The sequence below is a fragment of the Candidatus Palauibacter scopulicola genome, from assembly GCF_947581915.1.
In the GTDB taxonomy this organism is placed as follows: Bacteria; Gemmatimonadota; Gemmatimonadetes; order Palauibacterales; family Palauibacteraceae; genus Palauibacter; species Palauibacter scopulicola.
Genome location: NZ_CANPWG010000021.1, coordinates 44,789 through 64,257 on the forward strand (window position 1 = coordinate 44,789; position 19,469 = coordinate 64,257).

The window sequence follows — 19,469 nt, forward strand, 5'->3', positions numbered from 1 at the left end:
TTGACGGGCTTTACCAGCCGACGGCGTAGGCGACGCGGCGGGGGTCGGCGCCGGCCATGAGGGCGCCGGTCGCGGCATCGTAGGTGATGCCCTGGATGCTGCCGAAGGCATAACCGGGGGCGAGTTCCACGGTGTATCCGAGCCCTTCGAGCGTCGCCTTCACGTCTTCGGGCAGGCGATCCTCCAGGCGGAAACGGATTTCGGCTCCGGGGCGGTAGAAGTTGGGCTCCCCGCTCAGAGTGAAGCGGGGCGTCGCGATCGCCTCCTGTATCGGCATCCCGAAGTCGAGGAGGTTCACGAGCACCTGGAACTGTGTCTGGCCGATCGTCTCGCCGCCCGGCGTCCCCAGAGCCGCGTGGAACCGACCTTCCCTGAGCACGATGATGGGAGAGTTGTTGAGGATCGGGATCTGCCCTCCCCGGACGTAGTTCACGTGGTCGGGGTAGGGCGACGTCGAACCGATGCGCGATCCGTTGTTGAAGGTGAGGCCGGTGTTGCCGACCACCACGCCTGTGCCGAAGGCCCCGCCGTGGGTGGGCGTGGCCGCGACGACGTTGCCGAAGCGGTCCGCGATGGAAAAGCTGGTCGTGCTCCCCGCCTGCGCCTGTTCGGCCAGGTGTCCCCGCCGTAGCGGGGCCGCGGTCGCTCCCGCCGCCTCTCCCCGGGCGCGCGCGTCCGACTCCAACGCTGCCGCCGACTGGAATTCGTCGACCTGCACCGGATTCCCGGCGCCCGGGTACGCCATCACGCGGGACGGGTCGATGAGGGATCGGCGAACCGCCGCGTATTCCTTCGACAGCAACGCGTCGAGGGGCACGTCGACCAGGGCGGGGTCGGCCGCATAGGTATAGACATCGGCCTTGGCGACCTTGATCGCCTCCGACAGCAGGTGGATGGTCTCCGCGCTCCCGGCGCCGAGGGCCCGCAGATCGAATCCCTCGACGAGGTTCAACTGCATCGTCACCTCCAACCCTCCGCGCGACGTCGGCGGGCTGGTGTAGATGTCGTATCCCCGGTACGTCGTGTGGATCGGCTCCGCCCAGATGGGCTCGTAACGGGCGAAGTCCTCCGTGGTGAAGTCGCCTCCGTTCTCCGCATAAAATTGAGCCATCTCCTCGGCGATGTCGCCCCGGTAGAACCGGTCGAAGGCGGCCTGGAGCGCCTCCGAGCGCGTCCTGCCGGCCGCCAGAGCCGCCTGCTCGGCCTCGACCACCTTGCGGAGCGTGTTCGCCAGGTCGGGCATGCGGAACGTTTCGCCGGGCTCCGGCACCCTGCCGCGCGGGAGGAACATCCGCCGGCTGGACGGGAAGCTCTCGAAGAGCTCCCGGTGAGACTCGATCGCCGCCACCACGGACGCCTCGATGGGGTGGCCGTTCTCGGCGTAGTCGATGGCCGGGGCGAGCACCTGGGCCAGGCTCATGGTGCCGAAGCGGTCCAGGAGAGCGATCCATCCCCCGAACAGGCCGGGGACGACGCCCGCGTGAATCCCCTTGTTCAACTCGTCGGCCGTGCGGCTCGCGGGATCGATGGCCAGCGGAGCGGCCCCCGTGGCCCCGAGCGAGTACACGCGATCGGAGACGCGGTCGTAGAGGGTGACGAACCCATTCCCCGCCATCCCGGACATCTGCGGCCGCACGATGTTAAGCGTGGCCAGGGTCGCGACAGCGGCGTCTGCGGCGTTGCCGCCCGCCATGAGCGTGCGGAGACCCGCAATGGACGCCAGAGGATGGCCCGCTGTCACCAGCCCGTTCGGGCCCGGCACCGCCGGACGGTGCGCCGGCCGGTCGGCACGCCCGCCGAAGCTCGCCTGACGGGCCGTGGCCTCCGGCGGCAGGAGGAGGAGAGACGCGGCGAACAGGGCGATCATCCGGATCGGGAAGCGTTTCATCAGGCCCTTCCTTCGTATGACAGGACAAACAACTTCGACATCGGTCAGAATCCCAGCACGCCGTAGTGGCCGTCGAGGATCAGGCGAACTGAGACGTACAGTCCGAATGCGGGGCACAGCACCCAGAACGCGGTCGGGGCGCCGACGTAGACGAGGAACTCGCTTTTCGTGATCAGCGTCTGCCTCTGCGCAACGAAGAAGCTGACCCAGTAGAGCGACGAGACGTACGTCCACTGCCAGAACAGCATGGCGGCGAGAATGCCGGCCACGACGGCCGGCAGGAAAGCGAAGGTGAAGGCCGCGTAGAGGACCAGCGTCGGGACCGGGGTGAAGAATCCGTTGGCGATATCGGCGGTGAACCCGAACGTGCGGCGATCCGCATAGGATTCATCCACCATCGAATAGGTCGCCCAGGCGTCCGCCCAGACCGTCGGGGACAGAATCCGTCTCAGCGGCACCCGCGTGGTCAGAAACTCGACGGCCGGGGTCCGGCCGGTCTCGCGCCGCCGGTCGCGCCAGTACACGCGGCGCTCCTCGATGTAGTCCCGCCGCAGGTAGAGGCACGCCTCCCAGTAGCAGATCAGCAGGTTCGTCGAGAAGAACAGGCTGAACAGACCGTGGATGGCGTTGAGATCGCCGTGCACGTAGTAGCGGGCGCCCACCCCGAGCAGCGTCAGGAGCGCGATGATCAGCCCCGATAACAGTCCGGCCGGCATCGGTTAGTAGGTGCCGTCGAGGAAGGTGTCTTCGAGGCGGTCGCGCCGGGCGATGGCGACGCACGCCTCGAGGTCCGAGAGGTACTCGCCGAGCACGGGCGTGTGGACGGACGTGATGGGCTGGTGGATGGCGGGCGGCCTGCGGTGCTGTCCCATCATCCAGCCCCGCTCGTTCATGAGCCTCGCGACCGCGAAGATGTTGAACGGTTCGCCGGGCTCGACATCGTAGCGGAAGAGGTTCGTGTCCCCCTCGGGCTCGAACACGTAGAGGCCGTCGATCGCCCTCACGCCCTCGATCGCCGCGCGCGTCGTCTCCATGATCCCGCGCACGATCTCCCGGTATCCCTCCCGGCCGAGGTGCCGGAGCATGGTCCACGCGCAGGCCACCGCGCCTCCCGGCCGGGAGCCCTGGGCCGTGGCCGAGGCGTAGGAGCCGCCAACGAGGTCGCGGATGACGTACCGCGCGTAGCGCAGGTCGTCGCCATCGGCGAAGAGGACGAGCGAGGCGCTCTTCTGCGCGAAACCGAACTTGTGGAGGTCGGCGGACAGGCTGGACACGCCCGGCACGGAGAGATCGAAGTCGGGGACCGGATAGCCCAGTTCCCGCGCGAACGGCGCGATGAAGCCGCCGTAGCAGGCATCCGAGTGCAGGCGGACGCCCGTCTCGAGGGCGAGTTCGCCGAGTTCGCGCATCGGGTCGATGAGCCCGTAGTAGATGGTGGGAGCCCCGGCGTAGATGAAGACGGAGGCTTCATCGATGGCCTCGCGGATGGCGTCCACGTCCGCCCGGAAGTCGGCTCGGCAATCCACGTACTTCATGTCGAGGTCGAGGATCTGGGCGGCCTTGTCCACGGAGGGGTGGCGGCTGTAGGCGGCGACGATGTTGAGCCGGCCCAGGTCCGGGCGCGCCTCGCGCTTCATGTCCCGCGCGACCTTCACGGCCTGGAAGATGCTCTCCGTGCCCCCGGAGGTGAACTGCCCCCCCGCACCCTCGGGCGCGTTGAAGAGATCCAGGCCCATCTGGATGACCTCGTCCTCCATCGCCCCGACGCTGGGGAAGGAACCCTGCCCGGAGAGGGCGTTCTCCACCGAGTAGATGGCGTGCGAGGCGTCCTGCACCTGCTTCAGCGCCTCGTTCACGTAGTAGACGAGGTACGGGACGCGACCGTTCCTCCAGTCGTAGTCGACCGCCTTCCGGCCGAGCAGTTCGCTCCTGAGCGTCTCCCAGTCGATTCCCCGCTCGGGAAGTCGCTGGCGGGTATGGACTTCGGGACTCAGGGTACTCGTTGCCTGCGCCACTTCGATGCCCTCCGTCGTACGGTAGCGTGACCCGGGATCGATCCGCGTCACCGACCGCTGCCGGTCGTCGAAATCCAACCTTGCGTCAGGCGATTGGCGAGGCAACGGAAAGGGCGAGGACCGGCAGGGGGATTGGAGCCGGGGCTTGTCCGAGGACGCGAGGTCCAATCAGATACCGGGGTCGAACCGCCGAATGCCCGGCGAACGCCCGCGGCGGCCCGCGACCGGACTGGAGACCGCCCCCCGAACCCCGGACCCGAGAGGCGAATGGCCTGGCTGCAGACACACTGGATCGCGGTGGCGCTCCTCGCCGTCTACGGCGCCCTGCTCGTGCGGCACGCGATCGAGGGCCGCCGCGGCACGAAGGGACGGGCGGATTACTACGTCGGAGGGCGGTCGATGGGCGGGGTCGTGCTCGGCCTCTCCTTCTTCGCGACCTACTCGAGCACGAACAGCTTCGTCGGTTTCTCCGGACAGGCGTATACGTACGGGGCGCCGTGGCTCCTGCTCGCGCCCGCCGTCGTCGTCTTCTCGCTCTCGGCCTGGATCTGGGTCGCGCCGCGGCTGCGCGCCTTTACGGGGGCGGTGGACTCGGTCACGCTCGCCGACTACGTGGGGTTCCGCTTCGAGAGCCGGGCGGCGCGCGTCCTGGCGGCGGTCATCGTGATCTTTGCCAGTTTCCTGTACATGATTGCGGTGTTCAAGGGGATCGGGAACCTGCTCGAGATCTTCCTCGACATCCCCTATCGGGGCGCGATCGGATTCGTGTTCATCGTCGTCGTCCTCTACACGGCGGTGGGCGGGTTCATCTCGGTCGTGAAGACGGATGCGGTTCAGGGGATCGTGATGTCCATCGCCGCCATCCTCCTCTTCTGGGGGACGCTGAACAGCGCCGGAGGGCTTGGGGCCATCGACGCGATCCGCGCGGCGCCGGATACGTCCGGCCTCTTCCGCTGGGACGCGGCCATGCCCTTCCCCGTCCTCATCGGGATCATCGTGGCGGGGACGCTCAAGTTCATCGTCGATCCGAGACAGCTCTCGCGCTTCTATGCGCTCGCCGATCCGCAGGCGGTGCGCCGCGGGCTCGTCGTGTCGACGATCGCGTTCCTCGGCGTGTACACGCTTCTGCTCCCGATCGGGCTCTATGCCCACGCGGTGATCGGCAGCGGGCTCGCGGAATCGGACCTCGTCGTGCCGACGCTGCTCGGCGACGCGGGGATCCTGCCGGCGCTCCCGGCGGCGTTCATCCTCGTGGCCATGCTCGCGGCGGCGATGTCGTCGCTGGACAGCGTACTGCTCGTGATGGCTTCGACCTGGGAGCGGGATGTGATCTCGCTCTTCCGGCCGCAGGCGGATGAGGGGCGCGCGGTGGCGCATACGCGGTTCTGGGTCGCGCTATTCGCGATCATCACGGCCTGGCTCGCGCTCAATCCGCCGGGGAGCATCGTCACGCTGACCGCGTTCTCGGGCGGGCTCTACGCGGCCTGCTTCTTCCCGGCCGTGGTGCTCGGCCTGCTCTGGCGGCGAGGCACGGGGGCGGGGGCCGTGGCTTCGCTCCTGACCGGCTTCACGGTGCTGCTGTGCTGGCGCTGGGTCCCGTTCTCCGAGGCCGTGCACGAGGTGTTCCCCGCGATGGCGCTTTCGCTCGCCGCCTACGTGGGCTGCGGCCTCGCGGCCCCGCCGCTGGCTGCGGCCAGGCGCCTCGACATCAAGCTCTAAGCCGGTAGCCGGCCTGTGTGGCAGGCCTCCGGGCTCTATGCTCCGCTCGCCGCCGCGAAGTCGAGGGCGAGCCGGCAGCACAGCGACCCGCGGTCCGCCCCGCCCCGGAGTTCGGACGGCAGCTTCCAGTCCCACTCGGAATACTGGGTGACGCCGGGGACGGACTGGGGCACGCGGGGTTCGCCCGCCACGACCCGGGCCGCGTGCAGGCGCATCTCGAGCCGATAGCCCGGCCGGTCGAGGTGGCCCTCGCTCAGGCGGCCCAGATCCTCGGCCTCCACGCCGAGCTTCTCGCGGCCGATGCGCCGGACGAGCGCCTCGTCCGTCTCGCCGCCGGCATGCGAGCCCGCGGGCAGGCCCCACACGCCGGGCAGATCGGGATCGTCATCGGGGCGGCGCACGAGCAGCCAGCGGCGCGTCTCTCCGGCCGGCCCGGGAGCTTCGATCACGAGGGCCAGCGCGGTACGCGAAGGGCGGGCCCCGGAGCCGCGGCCACCCGTCACCGCGCGGCCAGCGCCTCCAGCCGTTCACGGGCGGCGTCGAAACGACCGAGGAGTTCGGGGATGTCCGCGCCGCCGTAGCCCGCGGTCAGCCTGAGGCGCGCCACGCCCAGAATCGCGAGGAGTTCGGCGACCGCCGTCTGACGGGCCTCGGGGTCGGAACTGCCGACGCTCCCGATCCAGACGGGTGCCGTGTGCGCGAACGGATAGTTCGCCATCATCGGCCAGCGGGCGGGGCCGCCGACGGCGCGCGCGGCGACCCATCCCCCCTCCGGAAGCGTCAGGTCGCCTTCGAAGCGCCGCGAGCCGGGGCCGTCGAGCCCCTCCCCGCTCCACGCCACGTCGCCGTTGACCAGCACCTCGACCCGATCCACTTCCGTGGCGGTCGCGACGTCAAGCGACCACGAGACCTCTCCGGCGGGCACGACGCCGCCCGGACCCGCCGCGCCGACGCTGAACTCGAGGAACGGTCCGTTGGTCACGAACGTCTGGCCGCGCCGGAGCGCGTCCATGTAGGTCGACCAGTTCGCCATCGGCCCCGTCTGCGCGTACACGCGCGACACGCCGATGGCCATCGTGCGGTAGAAGTTGTTCATCACATCGGTCCCGGCCGAGGGCACGATCGGGATGCCGGCGTTCAGGAGCAGGTGCCAGATCTGGGAGGTGAGGACTTCGTCGCTCCAGAGACAGACGATCTCGAGCGCGTCCAGATCTCCCAGCACGGCATCCGTGACGAGTTCGATCGGCACGCTGCCGTGGAGGTCGGCGATCGGTGCTTCGGCCCACGGCGTCGCGCGCGGCCTGCCCCGGTTGCTCACGGGATGCACGTAGTACTGGAAGCCTCCCTGGGCGCGTGCGTGGCGCAGCGGCTCGGCGTTCGCGCGGTCGTCCGACCCGTAGACCTGGTAGCCGGGCCCCCACACCCAGGGCCAGAACAGGTCGTCGATCTCGATCAGGCCCAGGTGTCCCAGGAAGTGGGACCGGACCTCCTGGCCGAAGCGGACGAAGGGCGGGCCGCCCGAGTGGCGCCACGTCCACAGATCCTGGTCCTCGAAGCGGTTGTGGAGGTTCGCGAGGAGCGGCGTGGCGAAGTCGAGCGCCTCGCCCCGCATCATCGGCGGAAGGTCGTCGGGAGAGAGGTCGTAGGGGCCGCCGTAGTTGAGGTGAAAGTGATGTTCGCCCGAACTCCAGCCGCCGGCCCGCGCGTCCCAGACGGGAGACAGCACGACTTCGACCTCCGCAACGCCGGACGCCTCGTCGAGCTGCAGCGTCGTCGATGATTCGGGCGTCGCGAGCCCCTGAACGGCCGCGACGGTGACCTCGCCGACGGGTACGGTGAGTTCGATGACGCCGGGCGAATAGAAGAAGACGCGGCCGCTCTGTCCATCGAACCGCGACGCGGGACCGTCCGGGACGAGCGGATGCCCCGCCCCATCCACAACGGAGAGTCGGGCTGCAACCGGAGCACCGCCACCCTCGAACACCGTTCGTATCCGAAGGCTCGCGGTCGCGGTTCCCCAATCCCGGGCCGTCACGTTCACGGCCTCGACGGGGCCACCCGCGGCCCGCACGCGCTTGAGCTTCAGCCGTTCCCGGTCATCGGCTTCGGAGAAGTAGACCCACTCGCCTGACGGCCCCCACGCGGGCGTCAGCGGCAGGCCTCCCGACGCCAGCAGGATCGACGGCCCCGGGTCGGCGACGTTCAGGAGTCTCAGATCCCATCCGTCCTGGGTCGGCCAGTTCACGGCCACGGTGGACCCGTCGGGACTCAGGGCCGGCCGCGCCATGGACGCGATGTTCCCCTCGATGAGCGTCCGTGGCTCCGGCGAATCGTCGGAGCGCACGACGACGCGGTCGCGGCCGCCGCCCTTCCACAGGTAGACGAGCGCGCGTTCGCCGGGTTGGGGCTTGAGTTCGAGCCCGGGCGCGTCGGTCACCGGCCGCCGAACCCCGGTCGCGATGTCGACGGCCCACAGATCCAGCGCCCGCACCTCCGACTCGGCGGACGAGTAGAAGATCTTCGTCCCGTCAGCGGAAAACGCGGGGTCGAGTTCCAGTCCGGGGCTGTCGACGCGGCCGAGTTCGGCTCCGCTGCCCGCGGCGACCCAGACGATCTCCGTGTCCTCCGTGTCGTCGCGCACGAACGCGACCAGTTGCCCGTCGGGAGACCAGGCGGGCCGCGCGTCGATCCCCCCGCCGCGGGTCAGCCGCCGCGTCACGCCGCTCGCAAGGTCCATGACCCAGATCCAGCCGCGCGACGCGAACGCCACCCGCTCGCCGTCCGGCGACACGGCCGGGTCGATGGGCCCCGCCGTGAGCAGCGGAAGCTCGTAGCCCTCGAGGTACACGTGGTGCCCGTACCCCGCGACCTTCGGATACCGGTTCGTCCACTGCGCGTTCACGCCAAGGGGCAACAGAGCGAGTCCGAACACGGCCGCGACGACAGGCAGGTACGACGGAACTCGGCGGGGCGAAGCCGAAGGCGGAGCAGTCGATTGCGTTCGCATGCGCCCTCCCGTTCGTTGTTTCCCGCGATCCCGACCTCGGAATGCGGGTTTCGCCGACACCGCAAGACGGGGGAACCCGCGGCCGAGCTGTCCGTCGCCCGGCCGCCAGGTTCAGCCTCGAATCAGCGCCGCCAGGCCGACGCGCCGGGGAGTCCGCTGCTCACCAACACTTCGAGCCCCGGCTCCGGCGCGCGGTCTTCCGCAGCGGTCTGGGCCAGCGGACCGGGCGGCAGGTCGGTGAGAATGGCCCGCACCTGGCCCGTTCCCGGGTCGCGCAGGATCGCGACCGGAGGCTCGCTTCCCTCCGTCATCTCGACGCTCCCGTCCGGCCCGGAGAGCACCAGGCTCGTCAACTCCGTCGCCCACGCCGGCTGGACGGGCAGCGCGAAGGAGAATCCCGACCGCCCGTCGCCATCCCACAGGCCCGCCATCGTGAAAGCCAGAGAGAACAGTTCGCCGCCGTCCGCCCGGCGCCCGGTCAACCGCCACGGTCCGCCCGCGGTGGGCACGGCCGGTCGCGTGTCGACGACGAAGGCGGGATCGAGCCAGGGATCGCCGTCCGCCGTGACGCCGCCGGAGACCACGAGCATCCGCGAGGCGGCCGGAGCTTCCCGCCGCACGTCGGTCGTGTCCTGGAGACGGAAGCGCAGCGCGTTCGAGAAGTAGTAGTCGCTCACCCACGACGGGTCGCAGTACGTCATGAAGTCCCGAACCGTGGATGTGGGGTCCACGAGCGAGCCGCCGTCGCGCGGATCCCAGCCCCAGACACCGATCCCTCCGTTCTCGTACGGGTAGGTCAGGTCCGGGCCTTCCTCGTCTCCTCTGCACGTCGCGTGCGACAGGCTGATGTTGTGTCCGAGTTCGTGCGCGATCGTCTCCGCGCTCAGCCGCGAGGCCGCGGTCTTCCCCAGGTGCGTGAGGCTGTCGGGCCCGAACGGCAGCCACGCGACGCCGTTGGTACCGCCGGCAGGATTCGGGAGGAGACCCAACCAGTGTCCGACCCCATTCTCCACAGTCCGGATGGTCACCACGCGACTCAGGATCTCGAGCATGTCGTTCGTGTCGACCCTCACGCTTGCGTGGCGGATGATCTCCAGCTCTCCGACGGGGAGATAGTTGTTCGTCTGCCAGAAGATCTCGTCATCCGGGTCGGCGTTGCTGACGAGCGTCACCGCGTCCTGGTCGTTGTCGACGGTCGAGACGAAGGGGATCAGGGTCAGGTACATCGGAGGCACGGCCTTCACATCGACGGCCGATCGTCCAGTCTCGGGGACGCGCTTCGACACGCCCAGATTCGGATCGAGCGTCCCATCCGGGTCGACCTCCACCACCATCTCCAGTCCGGGCTGGATCACCTCGGCGGGGATGATGGCGTGGGGCGAGAGGTCCAGTTCGCCTTCCTGCACTTCCGTTGGAATCACGGACGAACCGGCGGGGATATCCTCCACGTGCACCTCCGCGCCATCCACGAAGAACGTGGCCCGGACGGGCGGCATCATCGCCCCGGTCTCCTGTTCGGATGTCACGAAGACGCGCAGGAGCGCTTCTTCCCCGGCCACCAGGGGAACGGGATAGTCCCGCGACTGTACCGCCTGCGTCAGGTAGGCCTCGGCGTGGGCTTCGGCCCCGCAGGTCCGGATCCGGTACTTCGAGAGCGCGGATTCCAGCCACGCGCGGAAGGCGGGAGTCTGCGGCATGCACAACCCGGTGTCCGCCGCCTGCAGTTCGAAGATCTCCTCGAGCGCGGTCATGCTCTCCGGCAGCGGTCCCGACAGGTCCGGGTTGCCATTGAGCCGCACGGTGTTGAGCCGGCTGGCGTCGCCGAGGTCGGCGGGCAGCGGTCCGGACAATCGGTTGTTCTCCGCCCAGAGGAACACCAGGCTGTCGGCCTGGCCGAGTCCGGCCGGAAGCGGTCCCTCGATGTCGTTGTCGGAGACCCAGAGCGAGAACAGGCTGTCGAGTTGCCCAATCCAGGAAGGGAGGGGGTCCGACAACTCGTTGTCGTACAGGCGGATCGCGCGGAGCTTCCCGAGCGCTCCCAGGCTCTCGGACAGTCCCCCGCCGATGTTCGTCCCCGTGATGCGGAGAACCTCCAGCTCGCTCAGGTTGCCGAACTCCGCCGGGATCGAACCGTCGAACTTCGATTCGTACAGATTGAGCACCCGCAGGCTGTCGAGGTTGCCTAGTTCGGGCGGGATGGGGCCGGACAGTTGGTTGCCGTCCCCGCCGCCCAACCAGAGGACTTCGAGCCTCGCGAGGTTCCCGAGCTCCGGCGGGATGCCGCCCCTGAACGGGTTTCCGTCGATGTCCATGCGCCGCAGTTCGGTGAGGAGGCCGATCTCCGCCGGGATCTCGCCCTCGAGCCGGTTGTAATCCAGGCGCAGGACGCGCAGGTGCGGGAAGTACTGGATCTCGGTGGGGACCTCACCGGAGAGGTTGTTTCGATTCAGGTTGATCGTCGTGACCCGTCCCGTGGAATCGTCGACGGCGATGCCGTACCAGTTCTCCAACGGGGCGCTGGTTCCCCAGTTGGCGGATTCCGTCCAGGCCTCCCCGCCCATGGCCTCGTACAACGCCATCAGGTCGGACCGTTCCTCGTTGCAGGCGAGGAACTCGCCAGCGCGCGTCGGAATCGCGTTCAGCCACGCCTGGAAGTCCTCGTCGCGCACCGTGCACAGCATCGTGCCGCCGTAGTTGAGCGTCTGGATGCCCAGGTCCGACAGGGAGAACGGGATGGGACCGGAGAGGTTGCCGTTTCCGCCCACCTCCACTTCGGTGAGGAAGGCCATGCTGCCGAGATCCTCGGGAAGCTGACCGTTGAGGCCGTTCTCGCTCAGGTCGATCGCCGTCACGCGGGACTGTTCGTTCGCCGTCAGGCCGTACCAGCTGCCGACCGGCGCGTCGGTCCCCCAGCCGCCGTTGTTCGTCCACTCGCCCCCGCGCGTGCCGATGTAGAGGTCCATGAGCGTCGCGCGGTCCTGGCTGTGAACGGCGACCGGGGCGGAGTTCGAGACGGGGCCCGACGTGGCGGTCAGGCTCGCGTTCCCCTCCTTGAGGCCGGTCACGAGGCCGGTGGCATCGACCGTGGCGGTAGCCGGATCGCTGCTCGTCCATGTCACCACCGCATCGGAGATGGGCTGCGCCCGGTCGTTCAGGACGCGCGCACGCACCCGAACCGTGTCGCCCGCCACGACCGCGACCTCCTCCGGCTCCAGCGTGATTCTCGCCGGCACGGTCGCGGTCGGAGGCGGAGGCGGAGGCCCGGGCGGCGGTCCCGAAGTGTCGCCGCCACCGCAGGAGAGGATGGCCAGACCGAGAAAGCCGAGCGCCGCGGGACGCCAGACACGGGCGCGAGAGAAAGCTGAACCGTCGGAGTCGAGGGTGGTGCGGGTGTGCTTCCTCATGGGCTTGCCTTGCGTCGTTTTGGGGGGAAAGGCCGCGGTTACACTAATCTAGAGATGTGCCGCCGGCTTGGCATCCTCCGAGGTGCTGGTCGAAGAAGGCCTGGAGCCGACTGTACATGTCGATCGAATTGGCGGGGTCCCGGAAGCCGTGGCCTTCGGGGTACGTCTTCGATTCGAACTCCTTGCCCAGCGCCTCCAGCCGCTCGACCGCGAGTTCGAAGTTCTCGAACGGCGCCCTCACGTCGAATTCTCCGTGCATGATGAGGACGGGGGCCGTGATGCGGTCCAGCCGGTCGAGCGTCTCGCTCTTTGCGTAGATCTCGGGCCGCTCCTCCGGCGTCCCGCCGTGCCCCGTGATCGCGAAGATCTTCCCCACGCGGTCCGCGTACGGGAGGGTCAGGGACTCGGAGTAGATGCCGCGCATGGGGACGGCCGCATCGAACTTGTCGGGCGTCCGCGTGATCGCGGACATGGACTGCATGCCTCCGTAGCTCCCGCCGTAGATGCCCACGCGCCCGTTCACGTACGGCTGGCGGCGCAGCCAGTCCGCCGCGGCGCCCGGATCCTTCGACTGGTCGTTCAGCCAGTCCTCGACCGAGAGGTCCTGAAACTCGCGCCCGAAGCCGGACCCGCCGCGATAGTTGATGGCGAGCACGACGAAGCCCTCGTTCGCGAGGTACTGCTCCACGAGGTTCGTCCCCTGGGTGTAGGAGTTCGTCCCTCCCCCGTGTACCTGGACGAGAGCGGGGCAAGCGGGCGGGTCGGAGCCGGCGGAGTGCGCGGCCCGGATCGCCGGCGGCAGGTAGAGAAATCCCTGGATGTACAGGCCGTCGAAGGAGCGGAAGGAGATCTCCGCGGGCCGCTGGACGCCCTCGAAGTGGGGCGAGAAGTCCGTGAGGCGGGCCGGGACGCCGCCGTCGAGGTCGACGAGCCAGGCTTCCCTGCCCTCCGTCGCGGCATCGCGCGTGAACGCGGCGCGGCGGCCGTCCGGCGTCGCGTGCAGGGACGACCAGGACCCTCCGACGTTCGTGACCCGCGTGGCGACGCCGCCCGAGGCGGACACGGACCACAGGTCGAAGGCTCCGCGCTGCTGGTACGGGAAGTAGATGCGCGCGCCGTCGCCGGACCAGAAGGGATCGAAACGCATGATCGCGTCGGTCGCGTAGACCTGCATGTCGAGCGGCGCCTCCCGGAGGACGCGGGGCGCGGGGCCGGCGAGATCGAGGTCGATCCGATACAGGTAGGCGAGATCCTGGTACCAGTATTCGTCCTTGGCCGTCCCCAGCAGGGCGAGGCTCGACCCGTCCGGCGACCAGACGGGGCTGGATGAGGCCATGAGCGAAGTGGAGACCCGGTGCGCTTCTCCGGACGCCACGCCGACGAGCCACACGTCGTCGTGCCACCAGTCGGCCCGGTTCGAGACGTAGGCGATCCACCGGCCGTCCGGCGACCACATCGGACTGAAGCGGCTGTCCTCGGCCTCCGCCGCGCCGGTCGTGAGCTGCCGGGGCGCCGCCGCCCCGGCGGCGTTGACGAGCCAGATGTCCTGGGAACCGGACGCCGTGGAGTAGTAGGCGAGCGTCTCCCCGTCCGGTGACCACGACGGGGCCCGCAGGCCGCTCGCGCCTTCCACCACCACCCGGCCCGGCTCTCCCGTCGCGGCGACGAGGAGGTTCCCTCCCGCGATGAAGGCCAGCCGCCCTCCATCCGGAGACCACGTCTGCGCGCGCCCGGCGACCCGGAAGGTCGAGGCGTCGGCGGCGGCCACCCCCTCCGCCGTCGCCGGGATCGGGACGAGGTGGACCCCGGATCCGCCCGCACCTTCGGCGGGTCCGGACACGGCGAGCGTGGATCCGTCGGGCGAGAGCACCGCGCGTCCCGCGCCCCCTCCGGCGGTAAAGACGTTCTCCAGCGTGAGAGGAATCCGGCCGTCGTTGACGACTCCGCCTCCGGGGAGCGACCAGCCTGCGGCGAGGAACCCCATGACCGCGGGCAGCAGATAGCCGATTCGGACCGTTCGCGGGGATCGAGGCACGGCTCCTCCTTCTTCGCGGTGGCGTGGTGTGAGTATTGCCCCGGGCGATGGTCGGACAATACCGATCAGAGAGGAAAAAACCCATTCCGCGACCGGAGGTCGAAGCGCCTTGACCGAACCTGCCGTCACGCTGACCGACTACGGGCTCACCCTGCTCTGCGCCTTTCTGGTCTGGCGCGCGCGCTCGCACGTGCGGGCCGACCTCCGCCCGTGGGCGATGGGACTCTTCGCCGGCTCCGGCGCCGCGGCCCTCTTCGCCGGGACGGTGCACGGCTTCTTCGGGGACGCCGCAACCCTCGGCTACCGCGTCCTGTGGCCGGCCACGATCCTCACGGTGGGCGCGACCGGGCTCGCGGCCTGGGGGCTGGGCGCCCGCGTCGGCGGTCGGGGGATCGGTGCGCGGTGGATCACGCGAATCGCGGGGCTCGCGTACGTCGCCTACGTCGCCGTCGTCCTTGCCGGGTGGCAGGCGTTCGCCGTCGCGGTCGCCTTCTATCTGCCCGCCGTCATCTATCTCACGGTGCGCTTCGCGCTCGCCTGGCGCCGCCGCCCCACCGCAAGCCGGCGGCGGGCGCTGATCGGCTTCGGTCTCACCTTCGCGGCGGCCGCCATCCAGCAACTGCAGATCCCGATCCACCCGGTGTGGTTCGACCACAATGCGCTGTACCACGTCGTGCAGGCGGCGGCGTTCGTCCTGCTCTATCTGGGCGTGAGCGGCGAAGAATAACGATGCTTCTTCAACGTCAGGGGTGTGCCATGCGTGCCGCGACCTTCCCCGCCTCCCGGGTTCTCGCCACGGGTTCCGTCCTCTCTGTCCTCCTCTCTGTCCTCCTCTCCGTCGCCCTCTCGGCCGGATTGGACGCCCAGGAGCGCCGGCCCATGACGGTCGAGGATGTCCTCGCCCTCAGGAGCCTCTCGCAGATCTCCGTGAGTCCGGGCGGACGGTGGGTGGCCTACGTCGTCACGGAACGGGACATGGAGGAGGACCGCCAGGAAACCGACGTGTGGGTCGTGCCCGCGGCGGGAGGCCCGGCCGATGCCCGCCAGCTCACGTTCCGTCCCGGTTCCGACGATGCGCCGGTATGGCACCCATCGGGGGAATGGCTCGCCTTCTCCTCGGACCGGGAGGGCGTGAGGCAGGTGTACGGCATCCGGCCCGACGGCGGCGAGGCATGGCAGGTGACGTCCCACGAGACCTCGGTCGGGAGCTTCCGCTTCGCGCCCGATGGCCGCCGGCTCGGTTTCGTGGCGAGCCCGGCCGCGACGGAGGCGGACCGCGAACTCGAGGAGGTGCGCGGCCGCCCGATGGTCTGGGACTCGGTCTACACGGACCAGTGGTCGCGCCTCCACGTCGCCGAACTCGAGGACGACGTGGCCGGCAAAGCGGTGAGATGGTCGCCGGACGGCCTCCACGTCACGTCTTTCGTGTGGTCCCCCGACTCCCGGGCGCTCGCGTTCGGCGCGCGGTCGTCGCCCGTGCTGAGGACGACCTACTACGGCGCGACCTACGTGCAGGAGGGCGCGGAGGCCGAGGCCCGGAGCGTGACGTCGATGGCGGGCGGGGAGAACCCGGTGGCGTGGGACGATGAGTCGGGCCTCGTCGTGTCCGGAACGGGGCAACTCCTCGGCACCTTCAATCGACAGCTCTGGCGCGTGCCGTTCGGCGCGGACGGCGCGGCAATGGAGCCCGTGTCGCTCACCGCCGGTCTGGACGCGAACGCGAACCTCGTCCACATCGATGGCTCGCGGCTCATCGTCTCGGCGGCCCGACGCACCGGAGCGACCGTGTACCGCGTCCCGCTCGCCGATGGCGCCGCAGCGGGGCCGCCGAGCGACCTGACCGATGGCCGGCACTACTACTCCGGCGCCTCCATGTCGGCGGACGGGCGCTTCCTCGCGTTCACCGCGGAGGACGGCATGGCGCCGCCGGACCTCTTCATCACTCCGGTGGACGCCTTCGGCCCCGAGCGCCTGACCGACCTGAACCCGCAGGTCGCCGGCCTCGCGCTCGGCGAACAGCGCGTCGAGTCGTGGCCTTCACGCGCCGGCGGCGAGGAAATCGAAGGCGTGCTTACGCTTCCCGTCGGGTACGCGGAGGGGGACCGTGTCCCGCTGGTCCTCGTGATCCACGGCGGCCCGTCCGGCATCTCGTCGGACCGCTTCAACGCGACGCGCGGCGCCTACCCGGTGCAGGTGTACGCGGGCATGGGGTTCGCCGTCCTGCAGCCGAACTACCGCGGTTCGAGCGGCTACGGCGAGCGCTTCCGGGGACTCAACCGCGGCGACATCTCCGGCCGGGACTGGGTCGACATCGACTCCGGGGTGGACGTCATGGTCGACCGCGGGATCGCGGATCCCGATCGGCTCGCCGTGAGCGGATGGAGCTTCGGCGGGCACCACACCTACTGGGGCATCACGCAGACCGACCGCTTCAGGGCGGCGAGCGCGGGCGCCGGCGCGAACGACCTGATCTCGATGTACTCGCAGACGGACATCCCCGAGTTCTACCACACCTACCTGGGCTCGAAACCGTGGGAGGACTGGGATCTCTACGAGGAGCGCTCCGCCTACCGTCATGTTGAAAACGTGACGACACCGCTCCTCATCCAGGTGGGAGAAAGGGACGAGAGGGTGCCGGCCGAACAGAGCATCCAGTTCTTCGAGGCCGTCCGCGCCATCGGTAAAGCGCCGACGACCCTTGTGTTGTACCCTGATCAACCGCATGGCGTTAGGTCTCCGCGTCTCCAGCGAGATCTCATGTCGAGAAACGTGGAGTGGCTCACGCGCTGGGTTCTGGAACCGGAGGCGCTGGTTCCGTAAGGCCCGGCCGGGCGGCTACGTTGATTAGTGGCGAGAAGGGACGCCCGCGGAGGAGGAGGATCATGCGACGGCTCCGTCCGAGTCTGTGCGGTCTCGCGCTCGTGGCGAGCGCGCTCGCGGCGGCTGGCCAGGCGGCGGCCCAGGATGAGACCGAGGTCACCGAAGCCGGTCTCGCGCGCGGCGCGATGTTCTACCAGGCCCACTGCGGCCGGTGCCACGGCATGCTCGGCCACGGGGGAGAAGGGCCGAGCCTGGCGCGCCCCACCCTGCCCCGCGCACCGGACCACGAATCGCTCGTGGAGGTGATCCGCAGCGGGATCCCCGGTACCGGCATGCCCGGGACGAGATCCAACCTGGTGTCGGATCTGGAAGTCGACCTTATCGCGGCCTACGTCCGCACGCTGGGACAGGACGCCGTCGTCGAGGTCACGGGCGACGCCGCGCGCGGCGGTGAAGTATTTGCCACCGCCGGCGACTGCTACTCCTGCCACGTCGTCGAGGGCCGCGGCACGGGGATCGGCCCTGAACTCACCGGCATCGGGCTGCGGCGCGGCGTCGACTACCTCTACGCGTCCCTGCAGACGCCCGACTCGGAGTTGCCGGTCTCCCGGCGCGGTCTGCTGCGGGGGTTCAGGGGATACCTGCCGATCCGCGCGGTCACGCGCGAGGGCCGCGTCATCACGGGCATGCGCGTGAACGAGGACGCCTTCACGATCCAGTTGCGGTCGATCTCCGGCCGCACGGTCTCGCTTCGCAAGGAAGATCTCGTGGAACTCGAGAAACAGTTCGACCACTCCCTGATGCCCGCCGTGGAAGAGATGACGGAAGCGGACATCGACGACCTCGTCGCCTTCCTCGTCGACCTCGGGGAGGGATCATGAGACCTGGACCACGGCGCCCTTCCGCCGTCGCGGCTCCCGCGCTCGCGGCAGTGGCTCTCCTGTGCGGCGGCGCCTTCGCGGGCGCGGGCGCGCAGGTGCCGTTCGAACGGCTCGTGAACGCGGACGACGAGCCGCACAACTGGTTCATGTACTCGGGCAACTACGCCTCGCACCGTTTCTCCGCGCTCGACGAAATCCACCGCGACAACGTCCAGGACCTCAAGGTGATCTGGGCCTACCAGATGAGCGGCGGGCTCATCGAGACGACGCCGGTCGTGGTGGACGGCGTGATGTACGTGACGGAGCCGCCGAGCAACGTGAGCGCGCTCGACGCGCGCACCGGGCGCCGCCTCTGGCACTGGTCGGCGGAAGTCCCCGCCTCGACGAAGAACATCGGCTTCCCGCGCGTGAACCGGGGCGTCGCGATCCTCGACGAGACGGTATTCGTGGGCACGCTCGACGCCCGTCTCGTGGCGCTCGACGCCCGGTCCGGCGCCGTCCGCTGGGAGGTGGACGTCGCGGACAACTTCCTCGGCTTCTCGATCACGACGGCGCCGCTCGCGCTCGACGGCAAGGTCATCGTCGGCGTGTCGGGCGCGGAGGCCGGCGCGAACGGCTTTGTCGACGCCTACGACCCCGAGACCGGAGATCTCCTCTGGCGCACGTTCACGATCCCCCGGCCGGGCGAGCCGGGGAGCGAGACGTGGGGCGGCGACAGCTGGGAGCACGGCGGCGGCTCGACCTGGCTCACCGGCTCGTACGACCCGGAGCTGGACCTCCTCTACTGGCCCACCGGGAACCCGGCCCCCGACTGGAACGGGGACCTGCGGCCCGGCGACAACCTGTACACGAACTCCATCCTCGCCCTCGACCCCGACACGGGCGAGATGCAGTGGTACTTCCAGTACACGCCGCACGACACGCACGACTGGGACGCGAACCAGATCCAGGTGCTCGTGGACGCCGAATGGGAGGGCGAACCCCGCAAGCTGGTCGTCACGGCGAACCGGAACGCCTTCTACTACGTGCTCGACCGCGAGACCGGCGAGTTCCTGCACGGCGCGGAGTACTCGAAGCAGACGTGGGCCGAGGGCCTCGACGAGAACGGCCGCCCGATCGTGATTCCCGGCACCGAACCCACCGAGGAGGGGAACCTCGTCTGGCCCAGCCTCCAGGGGGCGGCGAACTGGTTCAGCCCCTCGTACAGCCCGGACACCGGGCTCTTCTACCAGGCGACCCGGATCATGGGCGCCGTCTACTACAAGGCCGACGTCGAGTACGAGCCCGGCCAGCCGTTTCTCGGCGGCGGCGAGCAGGCGCTGTCCGGCGACGACGCGAGCGGGGCGGTCAAGGCGCTCGACGTGCTCACGGGGGAGCTCAAGTGGGAGTTCCCGCTGCTCTCCCCGCCGTGGGCCGGCGTGATGGCCACGCGGGGCGGCCTCGTCTTCGGCGGAAGCAACGAAGGCAACATCTTCGCCCTCGACGCGGAGACGGGAGAGGCGTTGTGGGACTTCCAAGCCGGCGCCGGCGTCCGCACCGGCCCCATGTCGTTCGAGGTAGACGGCGAACAGCGCATCGCGACCGCCGCGGGCGGAGTCCTGTGGGTCTTCGGACTCCCCTAACGGTTTGAGTGACAACGCCGGTCGACCGTCCGGCGACTTGAGCAGGAGGCCGTAATGACATCCCGGAATCGTCTTTCC

General features: G+C 69.5%; 12 protein-coding genes. 5 read left to right on the forward strand and 7 right to left on the reverse strand.

Annotated features, from left to right (window positions below):
• Nucleotides 1–10: 10 nt before the first annotated feature.
• The 3 genes from RN743_RS04215 to RN743_RS04225 are packed head-to-tail and all read right to left on the reverse strand — an operon-like array spanning nt 11 to nt 3,981.
• Nucleotides 11–1,888 (reverse strand): gamma-glutamyltransferase family protein, encoded by a 1,878-nt coding sequence (locus RN743_RS04215; protein WP_310776571.1) that lies wholly within the window; start codon nt 1,886–1,888, stop codon nt 11–13.
• 44 nt (nt 1,889–1,932) lie between these two features.
• Nucleotides 1,933–2,604, reverse strand: coding sequence for a hypothetical protein (locus RN743_RS04220; RefSeq protein ID WP_310776573.1), 672 nt, complete (start codon nt 2,602–2,604; stop codon nt 1,933–1,935).
• A 3-nt stretch (nt 2,605–2,607) separates the two neighbouring features.
• Nucleotides 2,608–3,981, reverse strand: a complete 1,374-nt coding sequence (locus RN743_RS04225; RefSeq protein ID WP_310776574.1) for a pyridoxal-dependent decarboxylase — start codon at nt 3,979–3,981, stop codon at nt 2,608–2,610.
• A 189-nt stretch (nt 3,982–4,170) separates the two neighbouring features.
• Between RN743_RS04225 and RN743_RS04230 the strand changes: the two genes are divergently transcribed.
• Complete coding sequence (locus tag RN743_RS04230; protein ID WP_310776576.1) at nt 4,171–5,622, forward strand: sodium/solute symporter; 1,452 nt, start codon at nt 4,171–4,173, stop codon at nt 5,620–5,622.
• Between the two features lie 35 nt (nt 5,623–5,657).
• On the opposite strand, the gene RN743_RS04235 is transcribed toward RN743_RS04230, so the two are convergent.
• From RN743_RS04235 to RN743_RS04250, 4 genes are all read right to left on the reverse strand, one after another.
• Nucleotides 5,658–6,125, reverse strand: coding sequence for an NUDIX domain-containing protein (locus RN743_RS04235; RefSeq protein WP_310776578.1), 468 nt, complete (start codon nt 6,123–6,125; stop codon nt 5,658–5,660).
• Complete coding sequence (locus RN743_RS04240) at nt 6,122–8,629, reverse strand: CehA/McbA family metallohydrolase (RefSeq protein WP_310776580.1); 2,508 nt, start codon at nt 8,627–8,629, stop codon at nt 6,122–6,124. Before RN743_RS04240 ends, RN743_RS04235 begins: the two co-directional genes overlap by 4 nt.
• 122 nt (nt 8,630–8,751) lie before the next feature.
• Complete coding sequence (locus RN743_RS04245) at nt 8,752–12,033, reverse strand: Ig-like domain-containing protein (RefSeq protein ID WP_310776582.1); 3,282 nt, start codon at nt 12,031–12,033, stop codon at nt 8,752–8,754.
• 43 nt (nt 12,034–12,076) lie between these two features.
• Nucleotides 12,077–14,068, reverse strand: coding sequence for a prolyl oligopeptidase family serine peptidase (locus tag RN743_RS04250; protein ID WP_310776584.1), 1,992 nt, complete (start codon nt 14,066–14,068; stop codon nt 12,077–12,079).
• Between the two features lie 109 nt (nt 14,069–14,177).
• Between RN743_RS04250 and RN743_RS04255 the strand changes: the two genes are divergently transcribed.
• The 4 genes from RN743_RS04255 to RN743_RS04270 all read left to right on the forward strand — a co-directional run bounded on the left by RN743_RS04255 (nt 14,178) and on the right by RN743_RS04270 (nt 19,391).
• Nucleotides 14,178–14,795, forward strand: a complete 618-nt coding sequence (locus RN743_RS04255) for a hypothetical protein (RefSeq protein WP_310776586.1) — start codon at nt 14,178–14,180, stop codon at nt 14,793–14,795.
• A 2-nt stretch (nt 14,796–14,797) separates the two neighbouring features.
• Nucleotides 14,798–16,888, forward strand: a complete 2,091-nt coding sequence (locus RN743_RS04260; RefSeq protein WP_310776588.1) for a S9 family peptidase — start codon at nt 14,798–14,800, stop codon at nt 16,886–16,888.
• Between the two features lie 62 nt (nt 16,889–16,950).
• The gene (locus RN743_RS04265; protein ID WP_310776590.1) at nt 16,951–17,769 is read left to right on the forward strand and encodes a c-type cytochrome; all 819 of its coding nucleotides are present in this window, start codon (nt 16,951–16,953) and stop codon (nt 17,767–17,769) included.
• On the forward strand, nt 17,766–19,391 hold the full coding sequence (locus RN743_RS04270; RefSeq protein ID WP_310776592.1) for a PQQ-dependent dehydrogenase, methanol/ethanol family: 1,626 nt from the start codon (nt 17,766–17,768) through the stop codon (nt 19,389–19,391). The genes RN743_RS04265 and RN743_RS04270 overlap by 4 nt, the downstream gene beginning before the upstream one ends.
• The last annotated feature ends 78 nt before the right edge of the window (nt 19,392–19,469 follow it).

Bases quoted from the DNA above. Each gene is read 5' to 3' on its own strand.
- RN743_RS04215 (WP_310776571.1), bottom strand. From the start codon at position 1,888: ATGAAACGCTTCCCGATCCGGATGATCGCCCTGTTCGCCGCGTCTCTC.
- RN743_RS04220 (WP_310776573.1), bottom strand. From the start codon at position 2,604: ATGCCGGCCGGACTGTTATCGGGGCTGATCATCGCGCTCCTGACGCTG.
- RN743_RS04230 (WP_310776576.1), top strand. From the start codon at position 4,171: ATGGCCTGGCTGCAGACACACTGGATCGCGGTGGCGCTCCTCGCCGTC.
- RN743_RS04240 (WP_310776580.1), bottom strand. From the start codon at position 8,629: ATGCGAACGCAATCGACTGCTCCGCCTTCGGCTTCGCCCCGCCGAGTT.
- RN743_RS04245 (WP_310776582.1), bottom strand. From the start codon at position 12,033: ATGAGGAAGCACACCCGCACCACCCTCGACTCCGACGGTTCAGCTTTC.
- RN743_RS04260 (WP_310776588.1), top strand. From the start codon at position 14,798: ATGCTTCTTCAACGTCAGGGGTGTGCCATGCGTGCCGCGACCTTCCCC.
- RN743_RS04265 (WP_310776590.1), top strand. From the start codon at position 16,951: ATGCGACGGCTCCGTCCGAGTCTGTGCGGTCTCGCGCTCGTGGCGAGC.
- RN743_RS04270 (WP_310776592.1), top strand. From the start codon at position 17,766: ATGAGACCTGGACCACGGCGCCCTTCCGCCGTCGCGGCTCCCGCGCTC.